This window comes from Shewanella algicola (assembly GCF_014648035.1).
In the GTDB taxonomy this organism is placed as follows: domain Bacteria; phylum Pseudomonadota; class Gammaproteobacteria; order Enterobacterales; family Shewanellaceae; genus Shewanella; species Shewanella algicola.
On sequence record NZ_BMQI01000006.1, the window covers coordinates 1 to 13,361 of the forward strand.

Here is a 13,361-nt window from a genome sequence, read left to right on the forward strand (position 1 = left end):
CTGTCACCTGTAGAGTTTGAAAATTCTCAATTAAAAGTGTCCAGTTTGGCTTGACCAGTACAAATGTCAGTTAAAAGAGCATTAGGGCAAGTGGCTTTTCTGTCATTTTGCTCAAGTGTCGCCATTGATTGCATTCGTTGGATAATGCCACCCGCTCTTTGAGAATGCAGAGTCAGTTTGTCAAAAATATCTGCAATTTTTTCGAGATCGTTATTATCAAATAATCGTTTACCAGCTTGAGAAAAAAGAGATATTGCTGTGAGTGGTTGATTGAGTTCATGGGCTATTCCGGCCACCATTTCACCTAGAGTACTTAAGCGAGAAGCGTGGGCTAGTTGCATCAAATTTAAATTGGCTTGAGCTTCTGCCTTAAGTTGTGGCGTGAGATCTTGCACTTCGGCAATGATTAAGTCGACTTGCCCATTGGCATCATGAGTAAATCCAAAAACGACTTGTACATATAAAATATCCCCATTCTTATGGATATACCGATAACGGTGGGTCGCTCTTGGTAATTCTTGCTGGAGCGCATTTTCTATTAAGTTTGTTCTTTCTTTTATATCATCGGGATGAATAATTTGATCTATTGTGAGTTCAAATAACTCATTTGTTTGATAACCCGTAATTTGGCTGAATGCTTTATTTGCGCTGAGTATGCATTGATTGGGGGGGTAGGTAACAATGCCCATCGGAGCATGCTCGATGGTGATTTTTAATTTTTCATGCTCTGTGCGTAATGCTTCTTCTGCTTTTTTTTGTTGCCTTAAATCCTTTAATATAAGGACAAAATTGTCATTTTCGACAATTTTTCGCATCGTGAATTTGACTGGGATATAAGTACCTGTTTGATGCTTTACATTAAGTTCTAAAACTTGCTCTACGGAATGATTGCAATGAACCAATGATTGAGTGATGTTTTGCATATTGAGTTTGGAGGTTGTGACTAGCGTGCTAACATTTTTATTCATTAGGTTAAGCCGATCATAACCTAATAACTCTGAAATCATATGGTTACACCATTCAATATGCCCGCCTTGCCTACAGATTAAAATTCCATCTTCAATAGTATCTAGCATTGCTCTAGTAAACGCAGAACAAGGTGCCCATAGAGGTATATTATCGCTCAGGTGATTGCTATCTCGTCGATATGGAACATGATTTGAGTTTTGAGTGGGTTGTACATTGCTTGTTTGTTTGGGGTCATATATCTGAGAGATCTGCATAAATAAGATCCTTTGATATCAGCTAATCAGGATGAAGTTGCTGCTTTATCAATCAGATTCTGCTTGTTTACCCATTATGTCTAGTGATGGTTGTCACAGAAAAATGAAAAAGTGAGATTAAATTTTATTAGGGTGATGATGTGGCAGTTTAATCATGAAGCTGATGTACTATCTGTCTATTCATCTATTAAAAACCGATATATGCCTCAATATGAGTGATATAACAACAATTGAGCCTTCTGTGTAACGTGTTAACCAATGCTCTTTTTGACAATACCGCTAGCCTCATGATGATAATCAGCGGTGAAAGGGTAGGGTGCAAACATTTTATACGTATTGGCCACATTCTACTGTGGTATCTCCCAATATTACACTTTTTCAATTGTTGATAATCTAACTATAGGTTGTATTAATTATGGCTCAAACAGCTTTTCTGAGATGGACGGCCTTGACCTAAACCTAATGTTAAAGCACTTGAAGCCTTTAGTTTTAAACAACTAAATGACTGGTGTTTGTCTTTGTTGGAATGACATTTCAAGCGACAGTTTAGTGACCAGATACCATATCGACTAGGCTATAGCGCCGATGTGGAGTACGGAGGCGACAATGAATCATTCTCGACGTCAATTTTTAAACCGTGTTTCGTCTGAAGCTGTCACATCAGACCCGGACGAAATCACATCATATCAAGCTGACCTTTATTTCACTTCATTTGAGAGCTGTTATCCGTTTCTTGCTGAAGCGCGACCATTGCTGGATGAAAAATTGAAAGCATATTTTGCATCACCCAATACAGATCCTGCAGATGAGCGTGCATTGTTGCATTCAATATTTGTACAGCAACAAAATTAGAATCATTAGGGGTAACATTTTTGCAAGGAGCAAACTATGGATACCAATGAAATTAAAGCGGATTTTGGTACTGGCTACCTAGACAAAAGAGTGTTAGTGCCTCGTTGGCGTGGGCCGATACCCGCGTTAGTCAACTTATTATTAATTTCGATATTGTTTTATGCATCGTGGTGGATCTTCATGGATCCTCGTGGGTTGATGCGTATGTATACACCCTATGTAGGCTATATGTATAGCCGTTGGCTATTAGTGACACTGATTTGGGTGGCTTATATTTTTGCTTTTTGGCCATTCAAAAGAGCGTGGCTAGTTAAAACACATCCGGTGGTAAAAGGTATTATTCTTACAGCATTTACCTGGTTAATTCTTATGGTGTTAATCAAAGGATTATTCAATGGTTTTCTTGGTCATTTGTCTATGGCTTATTTTAGTCCTGAAGAATTACAAAAAATTGGTATAACGGACTTTTATGCTTGGGAATATTCATCACAAGCGATTGTGATGTTCGCTGCGATAGCGTCGTGGTTGAGCCCTGCATGGGTTGTGGCCGCTGAGGAAGCACCTTGGCAAAATATGACTCAACCAGCCAGAGGTTTTTCTATTTGGATCATAACGTTCTTTTTAAGCACGCTGATTTTTTTCGTTACGATGCATCCACATATGGGGATTCTTTATTATCCTTGGCAGTATTTCACGTCAATTGCTCCACCTTGGTGGGAAAATTTTGCTGATACGGTTTCAGGTAACTTTTCAATCGGTTGGATCATGTGTTGTACCGTTGTGGTTTGGATATATGAAACCATTTGGGAGCGGTATCCATTTTGTTTAATCCGCAATGATACGCTACGTCGTTTAAGTGCATTTTTCGGGATCATTTTAATTTCTTTGGCACTTGCTGCATTACTTTATTTTGGTCAAGAACTTATTTGGGGGGAAGCTATCCGTGGTACTAGGCGTGATTTTGCTCCTGATTGGCGTTGGCTGCACGTGGGTGAAATGGCTATTTTTTGGATGCTGCCTGCCTTATGGATAAATATTTTTCACAATAATGCAGTTAATCGTTTTAGTACTCCTGTTAATGCTTTTATTCGGACCATCATTTCTATCGTGGCCGCCGTTGCCCTTTATTGGTTGTATTATAAAACCGCGCATTTATTTTTAGGTGTTCAAAAAGGTTTTTCACATCCTCAGCAATTCCCGATGATCCCCACTATCTGGTTTATTTGTATGATGCTGATTAACTTCTGGTTTATGGATGGTTGGCCTGGTTGGTCAATGAAACAAGAGTCTGTGAGTAAAACAGCGGTTGCGACAGACAAAGCCCGATCTGAAGTGAAGTGGAGCCCTACTTTTGGCGTTAGTCTTGTGATTGGTGTCATTGTCGGTGTTGGTTTGTACTTCCTCTTAATTTATGCCTTACCTGCGTTAGGTGATTGGCTAACTATTTACAGTGAATAAACCAAAATTTGAGGTAATCATCATGACAATTAAAGACAAAGGAATTTCTAGACGCGATTTTGTCCGAGGTACTGTAACGGGTGTTGGTGTTGGGGTGTTTGCCGCTGCAGGATTCTATTCATATTCACCCTGGCGAAATCAACTGTTTCCTAAAATCGCACGAAAGCAGGCAGATATTGGTGTTTGTAAAAGTGTAAAAGTCACTAATATTTCAGAAACGAGTTGGTTTGATAATGGTCTGCTAATCTCTGATATCAAAAAAGCGGGTGGCTTATTGGTGAATCAATATAGTTTGAACTGGCCACCGTTTGGTGATGGCCAAGGTCTTGCTAAAGGTTCATATGAAGCAGGTATTAATAAAATTAAACATTTATTACCTGATCGTCTCGATGAGGCTTGGGCATTAATAGAGCAAAATTGTGTGCATACCGACAATCCTGGTGGATTTTCTTGCCTTGTAGAAATTGAAGATATGGAGGGTGAAATACATAAAATTTTGTTTGATACGGGCTGGAGTTACAAATGGATGGAAGAGTCCTACAAGCGTGAAGGTATCGACAAAATGTTGGCTAATAATGAGATTGAAATGCTGTTTGTGACGCATGAGCACTTTGACCATTTTTGGGGCTTGCCTGTAACGATGAAATACAATCCTAATATACCTATTATGATCCCAGATACTTTTTATCCTGAAGGAAAACAATATATTAAGGATAGCGGGCATAAAGGTCAATTGACCGAGATTGGTAATGGATTAAATAAAATTATGCCTGGTGTAGCGAGCTTTAAATTTGACGTACCGATTATTTGTCGCGTTTTTGGTGAGCAAGACATATTTGTGAATGTGAAAGATTTAGGCTTGGTCAGCATTACAGGCTGTTGTCATCAAGGGATTATCAAATTTGCTGAAGCCGCTTATAGAGAACTTAAATATGAGAAAGATACTTTATATGGTTTGTACGGTGGTTTGCATATTTCACCTTTTGAGGATTGGGACCCCAAATATGATGATTTAGTCATTTCTCTTGGTAAATATGGTTTTGAGAAAATTGGTTGTAATCACTGTACCGGTATTGTCACGGCGAAGAAGTTTATCGAAACAGGTTATCCGGTTGTTGAAGGGACAGCGAGATTCCGTTCAAAAGATAAAGCCTATTTAGGTAATGGCGATACGATTGAGTTTAGAGCGCCCGTTTAGGTTTTAAATATTTGAAATCACCCTGTTAACCGCTTTGTTTACGGGAGCTAGTCAATCATGAAGATAAACTTGAGTCACATTAAACCGGGTGTGATGGTGGAGCATCCGGCTAATGATATCGGTGAGTTGTTGCAGCATTTTTTAAGCCTTATTCAGTTTGTGCCTATTGTTCGTTTTACGATTGGCTGGCGAGGTATGGTGCCTTCAACGAGATATCACCATTGTTGGACGCTTAAGATCAAAGGTTTTCAAGGAGTATTTGGGCTTTGTTTGGCCAATACCGAAATAAACAATCATTGGTCTCAAGCAACCTTTCGCGTTTGTTATTTCCCTGACCCAGATGAATCGTTAGTCGAACGTTTCTCGATGGCAGCCGTTTATTACACCCAGCAAGACAATTATCGGGAACATTGTCGTGAGTTTCTTGATTACCCTGAAATGGCAGCATTGTTTGACGTAGGAAACATATTGCTTGCTATCAATGATGCAGAATCGGCGATCGTTCTATCTGTTCAGGCGCCATCAAGGCATAAAATAACTTCCAAAGATGGAATTGTTAATCCTACTTCAGCCACGACCGAATATTTACTCGCTCCCGATGAACTTGATCAAAATCTGCCATCGTTTGTGATTGTTTATGGTCTATTTAAAGTAATAGCGGCAACAGCAACCTTTAGCTTGCAACAGTCGCCAAGTCAATTAATACGTGAACGTCATATGGGTCATTCTTATTGTTTTGGTGTTGATGGCTTAAAGCGGCAACCCACTCATTTTGTCGATGATCTTACATTAAGTTTAGGTTATGGCGAGATAAGCATGACTGATTTTAGTCACAACTTTAACTTAGACACACCGATAAAATCATCACTACAGTGGCAAGAAGGCCAGCCTTACCCCTCAATAATGCGCGATGTGTTTTGGTGGAATGCACATAAAATTAATGATTTAAAGGCCTACGATAAACGTATGATGGGGATAGAAGAAAGACCGCCACTCTACGTTATTAGTGGCTTTCTCGGCTCGGGGAAAACCAGCTTTTTACAACATTATCTTGAACATGAAGTGCAAAGAGGCCGCTTTGTGGCAGTGTTGCAAAATGAAATGGGCCAAGTGAGTCTTGACGGTAAACTGATGGATCAGTCTTATTCTATAACTGAATTGAATGAGGGTACCGTATGTTGTTCGCTAGCGGGTGAGTTGCGTACTGCACTGGGTCAAATCATTTCTCGTTTTCAGCCTGATGTCATTGTGCTTGAAACAAGTGGTGCAACCAATCCACTGTATTTACGGGAAGACTTAGTACCATTATCTGAAATTGTGCGTTTTGACTCAGTCACTATCGTGGTCGATGCTGGTCAATATCGAGCTATTGAACAGTATGATGTGATTGCCGATCAAATCCATGCCGCAGATATCATCATTGTAAATAAAATTGATAAAGTGAGTGAGGCTATTTTACAAGGCATTATGACTGATCTCACCAAGCGCAACCCCCATGCGAAGATTTACCCCACAACTCAAGGCTATGTGAACCCACGAGTGATCTTTTCTGACGGTTCTGAAACGAGTGACAAAACTCGTGTAGATAATCAACACTCGGAGGAACCCAATATGCCTAGAAAACATCATCATGACCAATTGACGAGTATCAAGATCCCATTTGACCGTGCTGTGCGTCGCGGCGATCTCATTGATGTGCTCGACACTTTGCCAAGTAATGTTTTTCGACTAAAAGGCATCGTGACACTCGAGTCAGAACGCCCTGTTTTAGTTCAGTATGTGGCTGGAGACTATCAAATAAATGACTTTGATAGCTCAATGTTGGAAGAACAATTTCTTGTTGCAATTGGCCATGATTTGACTCAAGTCCAATTACAATTGACACAACTTGCGGTCGTTTAACTGAATGGGGAGGCACAAACATGGAGTGGCTAACACGTGGAGGATGGATGATGTATCCCATACTCTTATGTTCAGTAGTTGCTCTTGGGGTAGTACTTGAGCGGTTTTATGTGATCTTTATTCGTTATGCTCAATTTCCCCAAGAGCAGTTTGACAAGCTTCAAGATTTGGTCAAAAAAGGAGATATTAAATCGGCAAAGGAAATGTTGAAACAACAATCATCGGCACAAAAATCTATCTATCTTGCAATGCTTAATCAACAGGACGAAGGTTCACAAAATAAGGCGGCTGAATTAGAAGGTAATTCGATACTGTTTAGACTAAAAGAGCGTCTTAGCATTTTGTCCACTATTGGTTCTGTTACACCGCTTATGGGGTTGCTCGGCACAGTATTTGGAATGATAGATGTATTTTCAAAATTGGCTCAAATGCAAGGCGCGGCTAACCCTGGAATGTTAGCCGATGGGATCTGGCAAGCTTTGCTGACAACGGCCGCAGGGATGACGATAGCGATACCTGTGGTGCTGTTTTATCATTTTTTTAATCGTCATATCGAGAATATCATTCACCAATTGCAAACCACGGCGAATATTTTAGCGGATCAGCTTAGTAACATTAGATCTGCAAAAAACGCTAAAAATACAGCGACGATCGACAAAAATCGAGATAGCAAATGATCAGACTCAATCAGCACAACTCAACCCCACCAGTTGGGATAAATGTCATGCCTTTAGTCGATGTGATTTTTATTTTATTGATTTTTTTCTTGTTAAGGTCTCATGTACAACAAGGCCTGGTTTTGGATTTACCGGCGGTTAAAACTAGCGAAACAGTTACACAACAGTATTGGATGGTATCAATTACTGCAGAGGACCAATTACAATTTAACGGTATTGATATTGAAAAAACAGCGCTGAAAAAGCTGTTGTTAATGGCTCAAAAAAAAGTGAAGTCTAGACGGTTAATTGTTCTGAATATGGACAAACATGCAACAGTAGACACGCTTGTGTTCGTGATGGATACAGTACGTCAAATAGGGTTATATAACCTGGTGATTAGTACTGAAACAGCAGCGGAGACCGAAGTTATCAATGACCAATAAACCCACTGATATGAACCCGGTGATTTTGTGTTTGATCATGTCATGTATTATTCACGCCATATTACTCTATAGCTCACCATGGCAGATGGAGGGCTCTATGCAGCAAATGAGCATGCCAGATGTTGATGAATTGGTGTTTGAAGAAAGTAATATGGTTTTTCCGATTGAAATCATTCCAAATACATTGGCCGTCAATATTGGTGAGATGACAGCAGCGGATATTCAAATTGCGAAAGAGTTGTTAAGGTTAGTTGCACAACAAGCTGATAGCACTCATGTGAAAGATCACCATCAAATCGTTAACTCTTTGCCCTTGGGCGTAAGCCGAACTCAGTGGGCAATTAAACTGTATTTACATCAAGTTAGAGAAGTGATAGAAGTTAAAAAGTTAGCCCAGAAGATTGTCGAACGTCTTGGACTGGTAGGTAACGTGAGTATTGGTTTACACATTTCAGCAGATGGGACGTTTTCTCACTTAAAGGTGTTATCCTCTTCTGGCGATGACAGTTTGGATAGAAGTGCATTAGAAGCGATTAAGTCAGCCAGTGGGCTTGTCAAACGTCCGCAAGCAACGGGTATTCAAAATATTGAAACCATGGTGATAATAAAGTACCAGTATGGTTTGTAGTCATTTGTTCTCCCCTTATCGTCATTTCGTTTTGCACATGTAGCCATAATAAACAATAAAAGTGTCTATCAATATTATCGTTGATGGTAATATAAACTCAGGAAATTCATGCACGATTTTAAGTCAAGCTGGCGCATTGTTAACCTTAAAAATCAATTTTTTACAATGATTTTGGCGCCAGTTGCACTGCGAGTGATAAAAAACGATCTATTTAAATTGAAATATCAGGTTTGTTAATCGTTTACCCCATCATTTGTACTGATATACTCAGCTTTATCCCAATGGTGACCATACTGTGTGCGAATGTCTGTAATCACTCCTAATGTACCTCGTAACCCTAGCTTTTTGCAGTCTCTTATCTGTTTTAGCGTGATAATTATCATTATTGCTGGAGGCCTTTTGGGTCTTGGGATCAGCCTGCATATACTGATGTTTTTGTGTTTATTGTGGATAGGACTTAATGCTTTTAGTCTTGGCTATGGTTATATACACATACGTGAGTTAATGACTCACTCGCTAAGTAAAGCGATGCCTGCCATCTATATATTTATATTAATAGGTATGGTGATTGCCAGTTTTATGCACAGTGGCACCATCGCTACACTGATTTATTATGGTCTTAGCTGGTTGAGCCCGAGTTTGTTTTTGGCTGTTGGTTTATTACTGTGCGCCTTGATGTCGGTCGCAACCGGAACATCCTGGGGCACCGTCGGCACGTTAGGCGTGGTTTTTATTGGCATAGGCTCAGCCATGAATATCCCACTACCTTTAGTTGCCGGTATGATTGTTTGCGGGGCCACTTTTGGTGATAAAATGTCACCGATTTCAGATACGACCAATCTCGCTGCCATGAGTGCTGGCACCAATATTTATCGACACATTTATGCCATGTTGTTCACCACAACACCAACTTTTATACTCACATTTATCGTATTTTTAGTGATCGGATTTAACTATGGTGAGCAAAATCTACATGTAACAGAAGTCACCTCAATTCAAACGGCACTTGCCAATGTTTACAGCCTTACGCCACTGATTACATTATTGCCATTGATTTTGCTTGCGCTATTGAGCATTAAAAAAGTACCCGCCGAAGTGACAATGTCATGCAGCATTATACTTGCCGTGCTCATCGCTATTTTTTATCAGGGAGAGAGTGCGGTCACTGTGCTTAATGCGCTATGGGACAATATGCCCGCATCAACGGGTATCGCCAATGTGGATGCTTTGCTTGGTCGCGGTGGCATTAGCAGCATGAGCTGGACTTTATTGCTGGCGTTAATGGCTATCGCCTTAGGCGGCATTCTGCACGGGGGGGGATTTCTCACCGCACTATTAGCCGGTATCATCAAAAGAGTCCAACGCACCACTACCCTTATAGCTACGACGATTATGACGGGCTTTTTAGGTAACATTGCCATGGGTGAAGCCTATATTTCGATTATTCTCAGTTGCCAACTGTTTAAGCCTAAATATGAACAACAAAAATTAGACACAGCCATGCTTTCGCGCTCAGTGGAAGAAGGGGCGACTATGACTACAGGGCTTATTCCGTGGACCACGGCAGGCGCTTTTTATACTGCTACACTCGGGGTGGACGTACTTGATTATGCGCCCTATGCCTTTTTTAACTATTTCAATGCCATCATTGCAGTGGCAATGGCGGCTTTTGGCATTGGTTTACTCAAACCGAAAATCAACCCCGCATAGGCAGTGTTCACTTCAAGGGAGTAATAGTCACATCACTGGCGATTGTCATTATTTTTTGAATGACTCACATTTTGCGCTAAACCATTAAGTCATGCGCCTTGTTTAAGCCCTTTTACACTTTCGCTGAGTCATCACTTATTCACGCGGATTGGTATTGCATAAAACCTAATACCAAGTGTTGTGGCAAATTAGGCGATCTTTTTCATAAAGATTGACTCAGACCCTGTTACTAGATCAATGTATTTGTTTTTTATATGAGCAGGGCACCTAATATCGTATACTCCGCGCGTATCTGTTGAGCCAACTATCTACACGACAAGGGTTTGCCCTTTAATGTAAATAAAACCGCTGCATACATCATGATATATACCCCGTTGTATTTTATTATCCATAATCAGTAACAATCAAAAAAATGGAGTGGGTCTTATTATTCGTTATTCGAATAGGTAAACCTGTTAATTATGAAATTTAAGTCAAAAAAATACAGTATAGAATCAACTGATTATCAGGTTGGTCAAGACAATATTTTCAAGTGGGGCATGGATGTCCACAACACCGTTTTTAGTGTTTCCGTCGGTTTATCTATTTTATTTATTATGGCTCTGCTGGTTTTTTCCCCCGCTGATGCCAAAGCTGCCATTGATTCAGTGAAGGGCGCTGCTTTATCTCACTTTGACTTCGTGTTCATGTGGACTGCGAACATTATGCTCATTTTTGCCATTGGGATTGCTTTTTCTCCATTAGGTAAAATCCGCTTGGGCGGTGATAACGCCACAACGGATTACTCGACAATATCTTGGGTATCCATGCTATTTGCCGCAGGTATGGGCATTGGCCTTATTTTCTGGGGCGTGGCAGAGCCAACAGCGTTCTATACAGATTGGTTTGGCACCCCACTCGACGTTGCACCATTTACACCTGAAGCCCGTGAATTAGCGCTTGGTGCCTCTGTGTTCCACTGGGGTTTTCATGCTTGGGCTATCTACGGCATGACCGCGCTGTCATTGGCATATTTTGTGTATAACAAGGGCTTACCGCTTTCAATGCGTTCGGTTTTCTATCCTATATTAGGTGATAAAGTCTGGGGCAAAACCGGTGATGTCATCGACATTATGGCTGTACTGGTTATTTTGTTTGGTCTTGCAACATCACTGGGGTTAGGTGGTTCTCAAGCGGCCAGTGGAATAAGCCATGTGTTTGGTTTTGAAAATAGTATTTATCTGCAGCTGACGATTATTCTGGTCATTATGGGGCTTGCTATTCTCTCAGTGGTGCGTGGCATGGATGGCGGGGTTAAATTGTTGAGTAACATCAACATGATTATTGCCTTTGTATTCCTTGGTTTTATCAGCATTCTTAATTTCACGACTGTGCTTGATTCATTGGTAACCGGTGTTGTCGGTTACGTCAAAAACATCATACCACTGAGCCAGAACTCAGGCCGTGAAGACACTACCTGGTTACACGGTTGGACAGTATTCTACTGGGCCTGGTGGATAGCGTATGCGCCTTTCTTTGGTATGTTTGTTGCGCGAATTTCGCGTGGCCGTACCGTACGTGAGTTTTTGGCATGTGTGTTGATTATCCCTACTTTAGTGACGACGGCTTGGATGTCATTTTTTGGCGGTATCGCGATTCAACAAATCATTGATAAGGTTGGCCAGCTAGGAACAGAGCAAGGTATTACCGACGTTTCTTTGACCTTGTTCTATATGCTTGATGCATATCCAATGGGTGATATTTTGTCCATTATTGCGGTTATATTGATTATCGTGTTCTTTGTGACAACCTTAGATTCAGGCTCCATCGTGGTCGATAGCATGACCGCTGGCGGTAAGCTGGAGTTACCGATGAAGCAAAAGATAGTGTGGGCGGTTATCTCTGCGGTAATCGCGATGGTGATGTTGTGGATTGGCGGCACTGACTCTATTAAAGCACTTCAGTCGGTGACTATTATCGCAGCACTTCCGTTTGCTATTATTTTAATACTTGCTTGTATTAGTTTAGTGCTCGGCATGTTTACTGAGGTAAAAAAGCCGCAGTTAAATCGTAAGCAATCAACTTAACGACTCAACTGTGAAAGGGGGCTTATCAAGTACATCATTGATAAGCCCTTTTTTTATGCTTGTATGTAGCTCTCTATTTCAATAATGTGGTAATAAGGATTGGTATTAACCATACAACACTAGGTATTTATGTTTACGATATTGACATTTTTTACTGTGTTAATGTTATTGGCAACTTTAGTGCCTCTTTCGCGGCATCCGCACTGGATTGTCAGGAGTATGGATTTTCCCCGATTACAATTGTCGATATTAGCCACTATGCTATTGATTGCCGATGTTGTTTTTCTCGATATTCACCTGCTAAGTACGCAGCTATTAGCGGTGACCATCACCTTGTGTTTAATTTGGCAATTTAGCTGGATATTCCCTTATACTTTTTTATTTCCCAAAGAGGTTAAAACGTCCACTGAATGTGATGCCGATAAGCAAATCAGTATTATCACCGCTAATGTACTCACGCCCAATCGTAATGCTGACGCATTGATCCAATTAGTCAACGAGCACAAGCCCGATGTGCTGGTCACACTTGAATCAGACCAATGGTGGCAAGACAAGCTTAAGGTATTAGAAACCGACATGCCTTACAGCATTAAATGTCCTCTTGATAACCTCTATGGTATGCACGTTTATTCTCGATTGCCTTTATGCGAACAACAAATATGTTATTTGGTTGAGAAGGATGTGCCATCAATACACGCCACATTAACCTTACGTACCACAGACAAGGTTCGGATGCATTTTCTCCATCCCGCACCGCCAAGCCCAACTGAAAATATGGAGTCGGCAGAGCGAGATGCTGAATTAATCATAGTGGCTCGAAGTGTTGCAGACAGTGACCAACCTGTGATTGTTACCGGCGATCTTAATGATGTCGCCTGGTCTGCTACGACTCGACTTTTTCGTAAGATGAGTGGACTGCTTGATCCGCGTGTCGGCCGTGGGGCATTTAACACTTTTCATGCTGGTTACTCATTTATGCGCTGGCCATTAGATCACTTATTTCACAGCCAGCATTTTACCTTGCAACACATTCAACGTTTACCTTCAATTGGTTCGGATCATTTTCCTTTATTGACTAGACTGTCGTTTACTCCGTCGCAAAGTATCCAACAACAAGGTATTGACGCGGGTGTGTCTGAGCATGAGTGGGCCAAAGAGATTGCAGTGGAGCAAAAAGTGAACAAACATGATGTGCCAAAGCCTGGTGAGACACAATAAGCAT

General features: G+C 40.9%; 11 protein-coding genes. 10 read left to right on the plus strand and 1 reads right to left on the minus strand.

The genetic code is table 11. The features are described 5' to 3' along the window. Positions 1 to 26: 26 nt before the first annotated feature. Positions 27 to 1,223, minus strand: coding sequence for a PAS domain-containing sensor histidine kinase (locus tag IEY42_RS03875; protein ID WP_188924030.1), 1,197 nt, complete (start codon positions 1,221 to 1,223; stop codon positions 27 to 29). A 606-nt stretch (positions 1,224 to 1,829) separates the two neighbouring features. On the opposite strand from IEY42_RS03875, the gene IEY42_RS03880 reads away from it, so the two are divergent. From IEY42_RS03880 to IEY42_RS03925, 10 genes are all read left to right on the plus strand, one after another. After that, a complete protein-coding gene (locus IEY42_RS03880; protein WP_188924031.1) occupies positions 1,830 to 2,075 on the plus strand; it encodes a hypothetical protein in 246 nt (81 codons plus the stop codon). 36 nt (positions 2,076 to 2,111) lie between these two features. Beyond that, positions 2,112 to 3,533, plus strand: coding sequence for a hypothetical protein (locus IEY42_RS03885; RefSeq protein ID WP_188924032.1), 1,422 nt, complete (start codon positions 2,112 to 2,114; stop codon positions 3,531 to 3,533). Between the two features lie 22 nt (positions 3,534 to 3,555). Beyond that, positions 3,556 to 4,731, plus strand: coding sequence for an MBL fold metallo-hydrolase (locus IEY42_RS03890; RefSeq protein ID WP_188924033.1), 1,176 nt, complete (start codon positions 3,556 to 3,558; stop codon positions 4,729 to 4,731). Between the two features lie 57 nt (positions 4,732 to 4,788). Beyond that, entirely contained in the window at positions 4,789 to 6,633 is a 1,845-nt protein-coding gene (locus tag IEY42_RS03895) for a CobW family GTP-binding protein (protein ID WP_188924034.1), read from the plus strand. 20 nt (positions 6,634 to 6,653) lie between these two features. Continuing rightward, positions 6,654 to 7,310, plus strand: a complete 657-nt coding sequence (locus IEY42_RS03900; RefSeq protein ID WP_188924035.1) for a MotA/TolQ/ExbB proton channel family protein — start codon at positions 6,654 to 6,656, stop codon at positions 7,308 to 7,310. After that, positions 7,307 to 7,735, plus strand: a complete 429-nt coding sequence (locus tag IEY42_RS03905; protein WP_188924036.1) for an ExbD/TolR family protein — start codon at positions 7,307 to 7,309, stop codon at positions 7,733 to 7,735. Before IEY42_RS03900 ends, IEY42_RS03905 begins: the two co-directional genes overlap by 4 nt. 97 nt (positions 7,736 to 7,832) lie before the next feature. Next, on the plus strand, positions 7,833 to 8,363 hold the full coding sequence (locus IEY42_RS03910) for a TonB family protein (protein WP_188924037.1): 531 nt from the start codon (positions 7,833 to 7,835) through the stop codon (positions 8,361 to 8,363). A gap of 303 nt (positions 8,364 to 8,666) precedes the next feature. Continuing rightward, a complete protein-coding gene (gene nhaC, locus IEY42_RS03915) occupies positions 8,667 to 10,073 on the plus strand; it encodes a Na+/H+ antiporter NhaC (protein WP_188924038.1) in 1,407 nt (468 codons plus the stop codon). 461 nt (positions 10,074 to 10,534) lie between these two features. Beyond that, the gene (locus IEY42_RS03920) at positions 10,535 to 12,139 is read left to right on the plus strand and encodes a BCCT family transporter (protein WP_188924039.1); all 1,605 of its coding nucleotides are present in this window, start codon (positions 10,535 to 10,537) and stop codon (positions 12,137 to 12,139) included. Positions 12,140 to 12,268: 129 nt separating this feature from the next. Next, positions 12,269 to 13,357: an endonuclease/exonuclease/phosphatase family protein gene (locus tag IEY42_RS03925; protein WP_188924040.1), complete on the plus strand. Its 1,089-nt coding sequence runs from the start codon at positions 12,269 to 12,271 to the stop codon at positions 13,355 to 13,357. The last annotated feature ends 4 nt before the right edge of the window (positions 13,358 to 13,361 follow it).